Below are 16136 nucleotides of genomic sequence, written 5' to 3'. Positions count from 1 at the left end.
AAGATTGATCTTCAGTTAATTCTCTTCAAAAAACTGATCTCCAAAATTTACAAAGAAAAGTTCAGTTGTTGTTCGACTGACAGCCGTGTACAGCCAGCGAAGAAAATCCATATTAACCATTTCCTCCGTTAAGTAACCCTGATCAACAAAAACCGCTTTCCATTGACCGCCTTGAGCTTTATGACAGGTTACTGCATAAGCAAACTTCACTTGCAAAGCATTGTAATATGGATCTTCTTTTAGCTTTTGTGCGCGTTCGCGTTTATTAGGTATGTGCGAATAATCTTCGCTTATTGCTTCATACAACCGCTTGCTATCAGCATAATTAAGATTCGGACTTTCTGAAGTTAATGTATCAACCAAAATCTTACAGGTTAACTCTGGCTCATCCGGATAATCAGGAAATTCAAGTGTAAGTTCGGCAAACCGAAATCCATACAATTCAGAAATCCCTTTTATTCGCTTAATCCGGGCAATATCACCATTCGCAATAAAGGCGTGATTAGATTCTTGGGGTAACCAGAAATAATTGTTCTTTACCACCATCAGGTAATCACCAGTTGAAATCTCTTCTTCCCGATATAAAATACGCCCCCGAATCTGTTGATTAAATTGATTGGCTCCTTTATTAGAACGGGTAATAATCAATGTATCTTCAACACCATATTTATCGTAAGCATAATTAAGTCCATCTACCATTTTTTCTCCATTCATTCTGAATGTATCTTGATAGCCTTTAGTAACTATCTGCGGAAAAGTCTCTATCTCATCCCTGATCAATTCCCGTATCCGGGTTGCATTTTCCAGAATTCCTGATTGTTGTTGCTGACGTAAAACCTCTGTTAACTCTACTTCCATTACGTCCACGTCAAAATGGGAAGTTAAATATTCTTTGTCCAGAGCCGGACTATGACTTAAACCTACTGGAGGTAGCTGCGCGGTATCCCCTACTAGTATTAGCTTGCAATTTTTCTGATTGAACACATAATTCAACAGATCAGTCAATAGCTGTTGGCCATAAAAATCGGCGCCATCCGCTTGCTGATTGGAGATCATAGAAGCCTCATCAACAATAAATACCGTATCTGTATGAGGATTTATTGATCTTGAAAAACCAGAAACAGGACTCGTTGCATCACGCTTGCGATAAATTTTTTTATGAATTGTAAACGCCTCCTTGCCGGCGTAGGAGCTAATCACTTTTGCCGCACGTCCAGTGGGTGCCAGTAATACGGATTTTAACTTATAAGAAGGCAACAACTTAACTAAAGCACTTACCACTGTAGTTTTCCCGGTTCCAGCATAACCACGAACAATAAAGACTGCATTATTACTTCTTTGCCTTAAAAAATCATGTAATTGTCTAAATAACTCTTGTTGCTGAAAAGTAGGTTGATGTGGGAAAACGTTTTCGAGTATGGAAGTATTGAACATTAATTAACCTGCTGTTTTTTGAATTACAAATTTAGACTTACCTGATCAATAATATGGGTTTCTAATCAGCTTATTTTTTTATTTTCAAATTCAGCATAAGATTATAACAATCTAAACCTATATTGTACTTCCAAAGTGTTACTTTATATTGTATTTTTGCGAGAATTGCCCAAAAACTATGCAGCAAAACCTACAGCAGTTCAAAATCGTTGATAAAGCGTTTAAAATAAAACAAGCTTCTAAATATTATCTAACGGTAAAGTTTACCGAAACAGCCCTTAATTATTGTGTTTACGATCCGTCGAAAAGACGATTCGTTGCATTGGCTAATTATGAAAATTTAGACTCTTATCAATATGATAATTTGATTGTAAACGATGAGCTGCTTACTCAGTTTTATGGCAAACTTCGAATTATTGTCCCTTCGCAGGAGTATACCCTTATTCCTAATGAATACTTCGACTTAAAAAGTGTTAACGACTATGCTTCACTCCACTTCAGAAACAGAAGCAACAAAGTGTTTGTTAATGATGTTCCATCTTTAAATGCAAAGCAGATTTTCACTTTGGATGAAAGATTACAAAGAACTGTTACACATTTCTTTGAAGGAGCGTTAATCTATTTTGAAGGAACCCCGCTATTAGAAGGCTTGATTAACCAGAGCAGTCACACTGAGAAACAATTACTGTACATTCATGTAGTCAAGGGAGCCATACAATTAGTTGTATTTAGTAATGGTAAACTTCAATTTTACAATCGGTTTGAGTACAAAACAGATGATGAATTTATTTATTTCCCTTTGTTTGTATGCAAACAACTGGATTTAAATCCTAAAGATTTGCATGTATTCATGTTAGGCGCTATTCGTCCAGGCGATGTGGCTTACAATTTAATTCACCAGCATTTCAGAAAAGTGCATTTTGGCGAATTATCAACCAGACTTGGATTTAGCGCGGCTATGACACAGATTCCTCAGCATCGCTTTTATTCATTATTAAACATTGAATTATGCGCATAATTGGCGGTAGATTAAAGGGTATACGATTACAAGCTCCAAAGAATTTACCAGTACGACCAACCACTGATATTTCTAAAGAGTCATTATTCAATATTTTGTACAATCGATTCAATTTTGACGAAATAACAGCCTTAGATCTTTTCGCAGGAACAGGTAATATCTCCTTTGAACTGGCATCAAGAGGCTGCCCTTCTGTTGTGTCGGTGGACCGTTTTCCAGGTTGTGTTGATTATATTAAGAAAACAGCGGCATTGCATCACCTTACTACCATTAAATCCGTTAAAGCTGATGTATTCAAATACCTTGCATTAGAAAATGTACAGTATGATCTCATCTTTGCAGATCCTCCTTATGATATGCCCAATCCAGAGCTAATTGCTAAAAGTGTGTTTGAACGCAACCTGCTTAAAGAAGATGGCCTGCTTGTAATTGAACACGCCTCCATGATTCAAATGGAAAACCAGCCTCATTTTTCTTCGAATAGAAAGTATGGTCAGTCGACTTTTAGTTTTTTTGAGAAGGCGTAAGTGAATCCTTATGGTGAATTTTCGATTCCGGAAATCTCAACCTTTTAGTTACAGAAGTTTTTTATTTGGATAATTTTCTCCTTTTTTGTGCTGCATTATTTGATGAACTTTAAAATCCAGCATGAAAACAGCTTTGTTTCCCGGATCGTTTGATCCCATTACCATTGCCCATCTTGATATTGTTCAGCGCGCTATGCCGCTATTTGACAAGGTAGTTATCGGCATCGGACTAAATAGCAGTAAAGCGAGTTTCTTATCCCCTGAAAAACGTGAAGAAATAGTAAGAGCTGTTTTTGAAAACAATCCTAAGATTGAAATTCAAACCTATGAAGGTTTAACAGTTGATTTCTGCGAAAAAATCAATGCGCAATATATGATCAGAGGGATACGCTCTGTTGCCGATTTTGAATATGAACGTGCTATCGCACAGATCAATGCCGCTATGAAACCTAACATTGAAACCATTTTCATTTTGAGCAAGCCTGAGTTCTCGGCTATTAGTTCCACTATCGTGCGTGACATTTTGAGAAACAATGGAGACGTAAGCAAATTCTTACCATCCGAAGCCTTATCTCATTTATATTAATCTTTCTCTTATGATTCCAATTTACTCGTCTGACGTACCTACCCCCGGAGGGCATTACAATCAAGGTGTTGCAGCGCATCACTTTGTTTTCATTTCGGGACAATTACCTACTGGTGCACCTGTTGAAACTCCTTTAGAGGAACAAGTAAAAATAGCTCTATCCAGAGTTCTTGCTATTGCTGAAGCAGGAGGAAGTTCAAAAGAGAAAATCGTAAAAACAACGGTTTACATTGCAGATGTTAATGACTGGCCAGCTGTAAATGCAGCCTACGCCGCCTTTTTTGGTCCGGAAAACAAACCAGCCAGAAGTATAGTGCCTGTTCCTGGTTTACACTATGGATACAAAGTAGAAATTGAGGCGATAGCAGCTATCTAATGAATATTCTCTTCGTTTGCAGTAAAAATAAATGGAGAAGCAGAACGGCTGAAACAATTTTTCAGCAACTGCCTGATCATGTTGTTAAATCTGCAGGAACCTCTGATGATGCACGGATAAAACTTACAGCCAAACATATAGATTGGGCCGATTTGATCTTCGTGATGGAAATAAAACACCGACAGATTATCAACAAGAAGTTTCCTAATGCAGCGAGTAAAAAGCTGGTTATCCTCGATATTCCGGATGACTATCAATACATGGACAAAGAACTCATCTTTACATTACAAACAGCTGTTGAGCCTTTTTTGTAATAATTTAAAACAAAAGCATCATTTTATCGTACAACCGTTTTTATTATCTTCGAACCTTAACAAAGAACGGACACAAAATATTAATGGAAAACCAAGACAAGAAAAGAGATCGAATAATTGAAGTTGCTCAAAAACGCTTTGCTCATTATGGTTTAACAAAAACCACTATGAATGAAATCGCCGACGACCTTTCGATGTCTAAAGCCTTGCTTTACTATTATTTTCCAGATAAGAGCAGTCTGTATTTTGCAGTTTTAGCTAAACTTTTCAACGAGCATTTTGATGAAATGCAGGAGGAAGTACAAAAAACTGATTCAAGTTCTGAAGCACTCACGATTTACCTTCGTAAAAGACATGATTTCATCAAGAAATATTTCATTTTATTAGAGTTCAATAAAAGCTTTAGCAGCGAAAATTTTGCACAAATGAAAAGCCGTTTCAGCGAAATTAGAGTTAAGGAGCAAGCTTTTTTAACGAGAATCCTTACAGAAGGTGCTAATTCAGGTGAATTGAAGATCAAAGACCCTAAAAAAATTGAAGAACTTATTTTTGATGCGCTGATAGGCATTCGCCTTGTTGTTTTAGAAAACTACAGCAACACCCTTCAACCAGATGACAATCAGTTTAATATGATATTAGAAAAACAACAATTGCTTACTGAACTTATCATCAAAGGGCTTAGAGGATAATTATCCAATAATTAACCGTAACTATTAAACCCATGTCCATCTTGTCTGAAAAAGAAATCAAATTTGGATTTACTTATTATCACTGCAATGACCCGCACCTAAAAGAGTTATCGAGTTATCAGAATATGATGGTAAGGATACATCCCTTGAGATTAATTGCACCCAACTTAGTTTGCCTCAATATGACAAACCTAAAGACAGGAAAAGAGTTCTGGCAGAATGGTGTACTTTTTTAACGAATAACCCTGACACCTTTACTTAACTGAGCTTTAACACAAGAGTATCGCAAGAACTATTTAATGCCATTTGTAATCAAAGAAGATTAAAGAAATTAAACATCAAATGGGGTGTTTATCCGGATATTTCGCAGTTGACTCAATTAAAAGAACTCCGATACCTCCATTTAGGATCAGGAGCCAGTGTTCAGGATATTGGGCCGATAACAGTGCTTAAAAACTTAACGGCTTTATCAATAGAAAACTTTCAGAAAATTAATGATTATTCATGTCTCACCGCACTAAGCAATCTGGAAAGTTTAGCAATTGAAGGAGATGGATTTAGTCCAAAATATATTCATATTGATTCATTATCTTTTTTAAATGAGCTACCATTATTAAGATTTCTTCGTCTTTTAACAATCCGACTTAATGACAAAGATTATACTCCTATTTTAAATCTTAAAAACCTTGAACATTTGACTTTATTGGGCAGCAAAGAAGTAAAAGAAAAATACTCAGAACTTATCAAGCTTCCTAATTTAAAATACGGATTGCTAACTGAGCGACCTGATATATATAATTAATAAAATATTACTCAATCTATTATACCGGGTCACAGCCAATTATCAGTTTACTCTTATTCTATTTAAAAGGCTCCTCTCCCATAAGTTCTTCAATATAAATTTTCTGTCTTAAGATCTTCTTCTTCCATAAATACCTATTTCATATCTGATTATAACAAAATCAACCACAATCTTCATTTTTACCTTTTGACTTACATACCCAAAAAGTCAATAAGTAAATTCGTTGTTACAAAAGGAAACTTTTTTGGAAGATATAGTTTTCGCACTGTACATTTGACCATTCAATACAAAAAGTCAAAAAGTAAATGAGTCAAGTTGATATACAAGATGACAAACAAGAGCTGATTGTAGAAGCGGCTTTAAAACGTTTTGCTCATTATGGTCCGTCCAAAACCACGATGAATGAGATCGCCGACGATCTGCATTTATCAAAGGCATTATTATACTATTACTTTCCAGATAAAGCGAGCTTATTTAAAGCTGTAGTTGACAGAATTCTGAACAACTACTTTGAAGAGATCGAGTGCGAAGCAAATCATGCTAAGTCAATAGAAAAAACATTATTAACCCTTATCGATGTACGTCATGATTTCTTTATGAAATACTACAATATGGGTCTTAACAGAAACATCATTGATTGCACTGAGGGATCTTTAGATGAGATCATCTATAACGCGATAAAACGAGAGACTATTTTCATGAAAAAACTGCTTACCAAGGCAAATGATAAGGGCGAAATGCAAATAGAAAATCCGTTGGAAGCAGCAGAATTATATATGGATGTAATGGCCGGAGTGAGATTCAGCATATTAACCCCTAACACTCGCAGTGCTATACTAGACGAGGATACTGCAAAAGTGATCAACAGGAAACAAAAACAAATAACTGAACTTTTCATCAGAGCCTATAGAAGCATTAACTAACAAACAGATATCATGGTTAAAGAAAGAATTATAGAAACAGCAGAAAAACTCTTTACAACATTTGGAGTAAAGAGCGTCAGCATGGATGATATCTCTGTAAAAGCCGGAGTTTCAAAACGTACAATTTACGAACAATATAAAGACAAGTCTTCGTTGGTAAGTCAGTTAATGAATCACATTTTAATGAGCTATCAGTCGGCACTGGAAAAATGCAAAACCGAAGCTAACGATGCCATTGAAGAAAACTTCATTGCTTTAAAATACATTGAACAATTAGCATTGGCCATTAATCCAAGTTTCACTTATGATATAAAAAAATATCATTCTGAAATCTGGAAAGAAGCTGAGTTCTTCAGAAGCTACATCCTTAAAAATATGATCCGCGACAATATCGAACGCGGTATAAAAGAAGGTTGGTTTAATGAAAATATCAATATTGATATTATGACTGATCTTCGCCTTCTTGAAATTGATGCTCTCTTTAATGCCACAGCTAATATTCTTCATCATAAAAAATTACAGCAAGTAGCCTTAGCTCACACTATACATTTTATGCGTGGACTTGCTACCATTGAAGGAGTAGAATTAATTGAACACTATACACACGAAGCATAAATTTTAGAATGAAACGATTACTTAGTATACCCTTGCTTTTCTTAGGCTTATCAGCCGCAATCGCACAGGCGCAAAGCTCTGAACTTAGCCTTAAGGATTGTCTGAAATACGCGCTAGAAAACAACCTGAAATTAGCAGCCACTCGTATGGACGAAGAATCTGGCCGCTACAAAACGGAGGAAATTCGTGCATTAGCATTGCCGCAGATCAATGCGAATGCAAGCCTAACTGACAATGTAATTAAACAACAAATGGTGTTACCTGGCGAATTAGTAGGAAAACCAGGTACTGTAACTGCGATTGAAGCAGGAACTACCTACAGTGCAAATGCCGGAGTTGAATTAAATCAACAATTATTTAATCAACAGGTTTTTACCGGCTTAAGAGCAGCAAAGAAAAGTGAAGAGTATTATAAACTTAATACCTCAATGACTGAGGAGGAGGTAATTCAAAATGTTTCAAAATTATATTACCTCGCTCAAGTTACCAGAGAAAAAGCATCAGTTGTTGATGCTAATATCAAACGCGTTGAACAATTAGTAAAAACTACAACATCACAGTACAATAACGGTTTGGCTAAAAAAATTGACTTAGATCGTATAAAAGTAAACCTGACCAATTTGTATTCCCAGCGTGATGAGTTAAAAAACGGCATTATTCAACAGGAAAACCAACTGAAGTATGCAATGGGTATGCAATTGAATACGCCGATTACCTTCCCTGCGCTTGATTTAAAATCAATTGAAAATCAAAGCGGATTAGGTTTACAGGCCAATATGTTCAATGTTGAAAATCGCACAGAATTTCAATTATTAAACAAACAATCAGAGTTATTGGAGTTACAAAAGAAGGCCAATGTTTCAGAGTACTATCCAACTATTTCTGCTTTTGCCAACTATTCTTACAATGGTTTAAGTAATGAATTTGACTTACACAAGTCTGGAGGAACTGCAACCTGGTTTGATATGTCATCAATTGGTATCAAAGTAAAAATTCCAATTTTCGATGGTTTTGCTCGTCGCTCAAAGGTTAATCAAACCAAAGTAAGCTTAAAACAATTGGAAAAAAACAAAGAGTTAACCAAGCTGTCGTTAAATCTTGCTTATGATAATGCAAAAATTCAGCTGAATAATAGCTTAAGCACTATTAATACGCAGAAAGAGAACGTATCGCTTGCTGAAGAAGTTTACAAATCAACTCAAAACAACTACAACCTTGGTTTGGCTGATTTAACAGATCTTTTAAATGCTGAAACTTCATTAACTGAAGCTCAAAATAACTATACACAAGCCCTGCTTAACTATAAAGTAGCAGAAATTGAATTAATTAAATCAAACGGAAACTTAAGAACCCTTTTAAACTAAGAATACAATGAACAAGAAATTTTTCATTTATGGAGCGGTAATCATTGCATCATTTGCTGCAATCGGATGGAAGCTTAATTCAAATAAAGAAGCCAACAATGAGAAAACAGCACTTGTACAACAAGGAGCTGCTGTAATTCCTGTTCAGGCTGAAAAGGTTACTAAAACAACCTTTGCAAGAGATTTTATTGCGAACGGAACATTTGCTCCAGTCCGCGAATTATCTTTTGTTTCAGAAAACTCTGGCCGCATAACTTCATTATTAGTTGACGAAGGAAGTTATGTAACCAAAGGACAAGTGATTGCACGTATAGATGGCGAGATCTTAAACGCGGATCTTGCTGCAGCTCAAACAAGCCTTGATCAATTGAAAAGAGATCGTGAACGTTTTGAAAGCGCTTTACAAACCGGTGGTATCACTCAAAAGCAATTAGATGACGTTAATTTCCAAATTCGCCAGGCAGAAAGTCGTTTGATTACTGCACGCAGAAAATTGACAGATACGCAAATTAAGGCCCCGATCTCGGGTGTTATCAATAAGAAATATGTTGAGTTAGGTTCATATTTATCTCCTGGTACTAAATTATTCGATATTGTTGATGTATCTACTTTGAAATTGAACGTTACCGTTCCTGAATCGCAAGTTATCAACCTTAAATTAAATGATAGGGTTAATGTAAACTGTAAAGTTTTTGCCGGAGCTGACTATAATGGTAAAATTACTTTCATAGCTGCTAAAGGTGATAATACCTTAAACTATCCGGTTGAAATTGAAGTAACTAACCTTAAAGACCAGCAAATAAAAGCAGGTATGTACGGTACTGCAAACTTCTCATTACCACAGGCTACTCCAGGTATCCTTATTTCTCGTGGTGCTTTTGTTGGTGGTGTTAACAGTAACCAAATTTATGTGGAGGAAAATGGTGTTGCTAAACTTCATAAAGTTGTAGCAGGACAAATTATAGGCGATAAAGTAGTTGTCGAAAGTGGTTTGAACGAAGGTGAAACTGTAATCACAAGCGGTCAAATCAATCTTACAAATGGCACTAAGGTAGCTATCCAGAAATAATTAACCGCAAAGACGCCAAGACACAAAGCATATAATTGACTGTTGTAAATAACAGGCTAATAAAAACAATTGAGGATATAGGTTTCTCAAATCCAATATCCCATGTCTCAAATCTCATTTTTTAGATGAAACTAACAGAAGTATCTATAAAAAGGCCCACCATTGTTGTGGTGATCTTTACCGTACTTACACTGATGGGACTGTTAAGTTACTTTTCGTTGAATTACGAATTGTTACCTAAGTTCTCATCGCCAATGCTAACTATTTCAACCATTTATCCGGGAGCATCTCCTAATGAGGTTGAAAATACCGTTACCAAGAAGATAGAAGATGCGGTTGCATCCATGGAAAACATTAAAAAGATCACTGCTCGTTCGGTTGAAGGTGTATCCATTGTAACTGTTGAATTAACAAGTAATGCTGATGCTGACATAGGTTTACAGGAAGCTCAGCGCAAGGTAAACGCAATCTTGTCGGATCTTCCTGAAGATGTTAAAACACCAAGTTTGAACAAATTCTCTTTGGATGATCTACCAATTATGACGTTGGCTGCTACAGCAAGTATGGATGGAGCACAGTTGTATGACTTGATTGACAAACGGATTCAGCCTGCCCTATCTCGTATTCAGGGTGTCGCTCAAGTAAACCTTATTGGTGGACAAGAGCGTGAGATTCAGGTTAACATTAATGCGGATCGTTTAAAGGCTTACAACCTTTCAATCATGCAGGTAATGCAAGCGATCAGAGGTGCTAACCTTGACTTCCCTACCGGCAAAATCAAAAACACTAATAACCAGGTATTGATCCGTTTAGCAGGTAAATTCAAAACCGTTGATCAAATGCGTGAAATGGTTATTTACAATTCGCAGGATGGTTCTCAGGTTCGTTTGAAAGATGTTGCCGACGTTCAGGATGCTCAGAAAGATGCTGATAAACTAGCTCGTGTTGATCGTAAAGGAGCAATTGCCATTCAGATTCAGAAACAATCTGACGCAAATGCGGTGAATGTAAGTAAGGCTGTTAAGAAAGCGATTTCACAAATTGAAAAAGATTACGGTAAGCAAAATCTTAAGGTTAAAATAGCTAATGATACTTCAGACTTCACCCTTGAAGCTGCTGACTCAGTAATACACGACTTAATGCTGGCGATCTTCCTGGTTGCTGCGGTAATGTTGTTGTTCCTGCATAGTATGCGTAATGCCTTGATCGTAATGATTTCTATACCTGCTTCGTTAGTTGCAACATTTATCGGGATGAAGATCATGGACTTTTCACTGAATCTGATGTCGCTAATGGGTCTTTCGCTGGTAGTAGGTATCCTTGTCGACGATGCGATTGTAGTATTGGAAAATATTTACCGTCATATGGAGATGGGTAAAAACCGTGTAAAAGCAGCATTCGATGGTGCTAAAGAGATCGGGTTTACTGTTATTTCCATCACGTTGGTAATTGTGGTTGTGTTCTTACCTATCTCATTAACTAATGAGCTAGTATCTAAAATCTTGCGTGAGTTCTGTGTGGTGGTAATGATTGCAACCTTATTGAGTTTGTTTACCTCGTTCACCATCATTCCGTTACTGTCTTCACGTTTCGGTAAGTTGGAGCACTTGACCAATAAAAACCTTTTCGGTCGTTTTATCCTTTGGTTCGAAGCTAAGCTTTACAAATTTACCGAATGGGTAACAGGTATCCTTAAATGGGCCTTAAATCACAAACGCTATACAATTGGTTTGGCATTAGCCTTATTAGTCGCATCGTTTATGCTGGTTGGTAAGGGCTATATCGGTGGCGAATTTATTGCTCAAGGTGACCGCGGACAGTTTATTGTTCAGTTAGAATTACCTAAAGATGCATCTGTTGAACAATCAAATAAAGTAACTACCTTAACCGAACAATTGCTTGCTTCGAAAAAAGAGGTGCAATCAATGATTACCACAGTAGGTCAGAGTAGTGAGGACGGATTTGGTGTAACACAGGCAACCGCTTATAAATCAGAAATCACCGTCACCTTGGTTGATGCAAAATTGCGTAAAGATCCATCTGATATTTATGCTGCTAAGCTGAAAAATGAGCTGATGGCTAAACTTCCGGGTGTAAAAATCAAAACTACACCAGTAGGTTTATTGGGTACTGCTAACCGTGCTCCTGTAGAGGTAGTTGTTATGGGTACCGACCTTGATAGTGTAATGGCTTTTGCAAAAGTGGCTTTGGCTGAGTTAAAAGCAACCAAAGGGTCTAAAGATGTTAAACTTTCAGTAGAAGAGGGTAACCCTGAGATCAGCGTACAAGTTGACCGTGATAAAATGGCTGCTTTAGGCTTATCAATGGACGCTGTAGGTGGTACCATGCAGGTGGCATTTAATGGTAACACTGATGCTAAATTTAGCCAGGGTGAATACGAATACGATATCAACATCCGCTTTGACGACTATAACCGTAAAAGCATTGAGGATGTATCAAATATTACATTTATAAATAACAAACAACAGCCTGTTAAACTATCGCAGTTTGCTACTGTTACCGAGAGCTCAGGACCAAGCCGTTTAGAGCGTCGTGATAAGAGTACTTCTGTGTCTGTTCAAGGACAGGTTGTGGGTGTTGCTTCAGGTGCTGTTTCCCAACAATTAAAAACCAAACTCGATGGGATGAAAAAACCTACAGGTGTTACCTTCGTTATGGGTGGTGACGCTGAAAACCAAGGTGATTCATTCAGTACTTTAGGGGTTGCGTTATTGATTTCGATTATATTAGTTTACCTGATCATGGTAGCATTATATGACAATTATGCGTATCCGTTTGTAGTTATGTTCTCGATCCCATTGGCAATGATAGGTGCATTATTGGCTCTTGCATTAACCAATAATACATTGAACATTTTCTCAATCCTTGGTATGATCATGTTGATCGGTCTGGTAGCGAAAAATGCGATCCTAATCGTCGACTTTGCTAATCAGGCAAAAGAGGAAGGTAAAACCACTGATGAGGCCCTTATTGCTGCCAACAATGCCCGTCTGCGTCCAATCCTGATGACTACTATTGCGATGGTTATCGGTATGCTTCCTTTAGCGTTGGCTACTGGTGGTACAGCAGCTATCAAAAATGGTTTAGCATGGGTAATTATTGGTGGATTGATCAGCTCAATGTTCTTAACACTGATCATTGTACCGGTGGTTTATAAAATTATTGACATGTTCTTAGCAAAATTTGGTATGAACAAAGGCAATAAAGAGATCATTGAACAGTTATATGAAAAGGATGATGATCAAAAAGTTATCCAACATAAACATACTCATGAAGATGAATTAATGAGTATATAAAAATTTAAAGTTTTCTTTAGTTTTAAGTGGTTAGTTGAGCTCCTCTCCGAATTGAGAGGGGCTCTTTTTTATGTCATAGCTGTTTTCTTTTTAATTATCGGTCGAAAAGGCTATCTTTCTATTATTAAACTTATTTTCAGATGGTTATCAAAGAATTGCTTGAAAAGCTCGAAACCTCCCCTATTCCTGTTGCAGGTGCCTTACATGCAGGAGAAAATTTTAGGGTATTAGTTCTTGCCTTCAAAAAAGGAATGATTCTGAAAGAGCATAAAGCGCATACTCCCGGCAAACTCACAGTTGTAAACGGTCGGGTGGTTTATACAGAAGGTGAAAAGAAAATACCGCTCTCGGTTTATGAGCACACAGATATTCCACTGGGAATTCCACATACAGTTGAAGCACTGGAAGATTCTGTTTGTTTTTTAACACAAGGGTGAATAACATTCACTAAGTTTCTGTCCTCACACTGTCCATAAATTCTGGATAGTTTTCCTATTTTAGAGGGATAACCCAGTGCATGAAAACTATCAAACTATTCGTCCTTTTACTGTTTGTTTGCTGTTCATTTTCCTTATTATCCTTTAATACCAGCCAATCAGACACACCTAATATCAGCGGACTATGGGCCGACTCTAATTCTGTTAATTTCCAGCATTGTTACGTGATCTTCTCACAAACTGGCAATACTCTAAAAGTGGCTCATTATTTGGAGTTTAAAGGTGCTCCAATGGTTGAAGAAGGTGAAGGAATTATTAATAACCATAAAGTAAGTTATAAAGTAGTAGTGACGAGAGCCATTCCAGGTTGGGCTTTAAAAGGCGAACATCTGTTGGAACTCTCTCCTGACGGATCAACTTTAAGAGGTGTTTTTAAAGACGAGCAAGGCAACACTGGGCCATTGGTATTTAAGAGAATAAGACCGTAACTGATATGAATATGAAATCATCTTTCGTTATTGCCGTTATTTTAATTATCGGTCATTTTTCTGTAAACGCTCAAAAGAATGTTCAAATTCCTCTTAGAAATGGTAAAGTAATGTATGCCGATACTGTTTTTATCAATAATACTCCCAAATCTGTAATATATGAGCGTTCAAAAAACTGGATACTGAAAAACTTCCCAATACAAAACAAGGACTTTAATGAGGTTAATAAAAATGATAGTTTGATTACAGCTTGTGGCTCCATGGAATTTAGTCAGATGGACCTACATAATCTTAATCAGGTAGTTATTGATTATAAAATCCAGATAGAAGTTTATGATAATGCTTATGTGTATAAGTTCTGCAACTTTAAGGGACGACTTTATGAAAAGTCTCAGTATACATCTGTAGCGGCTTCGAAGATAAGTATTGAAGAGGATTATGCTCAATACTTAAAGAAACCTAAAATGAATGATTATACCCGCCGTGTAAAGCAATTCTATAAGTTGATCAATCAACAATTACTTTCTTTTAATACTGATATGGAAACAAAGGAACCTGTTTCTATAGAGTATGAACGCGGGCCACACCTCGAATAACCTTATCGGTTATTTTCTGAACCATATAAGGCATATAAGGAACATATAAGTTTTTCTTAAATGATCTTATATGTCTTATATGGTTATTATTTCTGAACCATGTAAGGCATATAAGGAACATATAAGTTTTCTTTCTTAAATGATCTTATATGTCTTACATGGTTTATTATTTCTGAACCATATAAGGCATATAAGGAACATATAAGTTTTCTTTCTTAAATGATCTTATATGTCTTACATGGTTTATTATTTCTGAACCATATAAGGCATATAAGGAACATATAAGTTTTTCTTAAATGATCTTATATGTCTTATATGGTTTATTATTTCTGAACCATATAAGGCATATAAGGAACATATAAGTTTTTCTTAAATGATCTTATATGTCTTATATGGTTTATTATTTCTGAACCATGTAAGGCATATAAGGAACATATAAGTTTTCTTTCTTAAATGATCTTATATGTCTTACATGGTTTATTATTTCTGAACCATGTAAGGCATATAAGGAACATATAAGTTTTCTTTCTTAAATGATCTTATATGTCTTACATGGTTTATTATTTCTGAACCATGTAAGGCATATAAGGAACATATAAGTTTTCTTTCTTAAATGATCTTATATGTCTTACATGGTTTATTATTTCTGAACCATGTAAGGCATATAAGGAACATATAAGTTTTCTTTCTTAAATGATCTTATATGTCTTACATGGTTTATTATTTCTGAACCATATAAGGCATATAAGGAACATATAAGTTTTTCTTAAATGATCTTATATGTCTTACATGGTTTAAATAATCTATAAGGTTAACACCATTCCGTCATAGGCTAGATTAATCCCCTTAGGAAGTATTTTCTCCACATCTTCATGTTTACCTAACCGATGACTGATATGTGTAAGATACGTTTGTTCTACTTTTAATTCCTTAGCTAATTCAATTGCTTCATCGAGAGTAAGATGAGAAACATGACTTTCCCGCTGCAATGCATTCAGCACTAAAACTTTTGATCCTTTTATTTTTTCCTTTTCTTCAGCAGAAATAGTTTTAGCATCTGTGATATAGGTAAAATCTCCTATTCTAAAGCCAAGAACAGGGAGTTTATAATGCATCACTTCAATTGGAATAAAATCAATGCCATGAACAGTAAATGGCTTATTACCAATCTCCACCAGATTTATCTTAGGAATTCCAGGATATTTTATGGAAGCAAAAACATAAGCAAATTCACGCACAACAGCCTCCTGAACACGAGGAGAGGCGTAAACATCCATCTCTCGATCGTGTTTAAAATTAAACGCCCGAACGTCGTCTAAACCTGCAATATGATCCTTGTGTTCATGAGTAAAAACAATGGCATCTAACTTTTTAACCTTCGCACGTAACATCTGGTAACGAAAATCAGGACCACAGTCAATTACCACCACAGTATTATTCCATTCAATCAGCACTGATGACCGCAATCTGTTATCTCTTTTATCTGTCGATGTGCAAACCTCACAATCACATGCAATTACTGGTACACCTTGTGATGTTCCGGTGCCAAGGAAGGTTATTTTCATTTGATATGCATTACTT

The 16136-nt window shown here is 36.2% G+C and carries 17 protein-coding genes; 15 read left to right on the top strand and 2 right to left on the bottom strand.

The genetic code is table 11. The annotated features are described in order from the left end of the window. Positions 1-15: 15 nt before the first annotated feature. Positions 16-1434, bottom strand: coding sequence for an ATP-dependent DNA helicase (locus tag SOLCA_RS04000; protein ID WP_014679164.1), 1419 nt, complete (start codon positions 1432-1434; stop codon positions 16-18). A 178-nt stretch (positions 1435-1612) separates the two neighbouring features. Here SOLCA_RS04000 and SOLCA_RS03995 point away from each other — a divergent pair, with 178 nt between their 5' ends. The 15 genes from SOLCA_RS03995 (at position 1613) to SOLCA_RS03925 (ending at position 14555) form a co-directional block, all read left to right on the top strand. Next, the gene (locus tag SOLCA_RS03995; protein WP_014679163.1) at positions 1613-2452 is read left to right on the top strand and encodes a DUF3822 family protein; all 840 of its coding nucleotides are present in this window, start codon (positions 1613-1615) and stop codon (positions 2450-2452) included. Then, positions 2443-2979: an RsmD family RNA methyltransferase gene (locus SOLCA_RS03990; protein ID WP_014679162.1), complete on the top strand. Its 537-nt coding sequence runs from the start codon at positions 2443-2445 to the stop codon at positions 2977-2979. Before SOLCA_RS03995 ends, SOLCA_RS03990 begins: the two co-directional genes overlap by 10 nt. A 121-nt stretch (positions 2980-3100) precedes the next feature. Next, on the top strand, positions 3101-3565 hold the full coding sequence (coaD, locus tag SOLCA_RS03985) for a pantetheine-phosphate adenylyltransferase (RefSeq protein WP_014679161.1): 465 nt from the start codon (positions 3101-3103) through the stop codon (positions 3563-3565). A 10-nt stretch (positions 3566-3575) separates the two neighbouring features. Continuing rightward, the gene (locus SOLCA_RS03980) at positions 3576-3941 is read left to right on the top strand and encodes a RidA family protein (protein ID WP_014679160.1); all 366 of its coding nucleotides are present in this window, start codon (positions 3576-3578) and stop codon (positions 3939-3941) included. Further along, positions 3941-4255, top strand: a complete 315-nt coding sequence (locus SOLCA_RS03975; RefSeq protein ID WP_014679159.1) for a low molecular weight protein tyrosine phosphatase family protein — start codon at positions 3941-3943, stop codon at positions 4253-4255. The genes SOLCA_RS03980 and SOLCA_RS03975 overlap by 1 nt, the downstream gene beginning before the upstream one ends. Positions 4256-4338: 83 nt before the next feature. Further along, positions 4339-4944: a TetR/AcrR family transcriptional regulator gene (locus SOLCA_RS03970; RefSeq protein WP_014679158.1), complete on the top strand. Its 606-nt coding sequence runs from the start codon at positions 4339-4341 to the stop codon at positions 4942-4944. A gap of 370 nt (positions 4945-5314) precedes the next feature. Then, positions 5315-5746 (top strand): hypothetical protein, encoded by a 432-nt coding sequence (locus SOLCA_RS23410; protein WP_217166170.1) that lies wholly within the window; start codon positions 5315-5317, stop codon positions 5744-5746. A gap of 305 nt (positions 5747-6051) precedes the next feature. Then, entirely contained in the window at positions 6052-6669 is a 618-nt protein-coding gene (locus SOLCA_RS03960) for a TetR/AcrR family transcriptional regulator (protein ID WP_014679157.1), read from the top strand. Positions 6670-6681: 12 nt separating this feature from the next. Further along, on the top strand, positions 6682-7284 hold the full coding sequence (locus SOLCA_RS03955) for a TetR/AcrR family transcriptional regulator (protein ID WP_014679156.1): 603 nt from the start codon (positions 6682-6684) through the stop codon (positions 7282-7284). A gap of 8 nt (positions 7285-7292) precedes the next feature. After that, on the top strand, positions 7293-8648 hold the full coding sequence (locus SOLCA_RS03950; RefSeq protein ID WP_014679155.1) for a TolC family protein: 1356 nt from the start codon (positions 7293-7295) through the stop codon (positions 8646-8648). A gap of 7 nt (positions 8649-8655) precedes the next feature. Then, entirely contained in the window at positions 8656-9717 is a 1062-nt protein-coding gene (locus tag SOLCA_RS03945) for an efflux RND transporter periplasmic adaptor subunit (RefSeq protein WP_014679154.1), read from the top strand. A gap of 125 nt (positions 9718-9842) precedes the next feature. Beyond that, a complete protein-coding gene (locus tag SOLCA_RS03940) occupies positions 9843-13034 on the top strand; it encodes an efflux RND transporter permease subunit (protein WP_014679153.1) in 3192 nt (1063 codons plus the stop codon). A gap of 140 nt (positions 13035-13174) precedes the next feature. Continuing rightward, complete coding sequence (locus tag SOLCA_RS03935; RefSeq protein WP_014679152.1) at positions 13175-13471, top strand: cupin domain-containing protein; 297 nt, start codon at positions 13175-13177, stop codon at positions 13469-13471. An 80-nt stretch (positions 13472-13551) separates the two neighbouring features. After that, complete coding sequence (locus tag SOLCA_RS03930; RefSeq protein ID WP_014679151.1) at positions 13552-13959, top strand: hypothetical protein; 408 nt, start codon at positions 13552-13554, stop codon at positions 13957-13959. Positions 13960-13970: 11 nt separating this feature from the next. Continuing rightward, positions 13971-14555, top strand: coding sequence for a DUF4468 domain-containing protein (locus SOLCA_RS03925; protein ID WP_014679150.1), 585 nt, complete (start codon positions 13971-13973; stop codon positions 14553-14555). 803 nt (positions 14556-15358) lie between these two features. Here the strand turns inward: SOLCA_RS03925 and SOLCA_RS03920 are convergent. Beyond that, complete coding sequence (locus SOLCA_RS03920) at positions 15359-16120, bottom strand: MBL fold metallo-hydrolase (protein WP_014679149.1); 762 nt, start codon at positions 16118-16120, stop codon at positions 15359-15361. Between the last annotated feature and the right edge of the window lie 16 nt (positions 16121-16136).

Origin of the sequence: Solitalea canadensis DSM 3403 (assembly GCF_000242635.2) — a bacterium.
GTDB classification, from domain to species: Bacteria; Bacteroidota; Bacteroidia; order Sphingobacteriales; family Sphingobacteriaceae; genus Solitalea; species Solitalea canadensis.
Note: the sequence above shows the minus strand (reverse complement) of the source record. Positions and strands in the feature narration are given on the sequence as shown.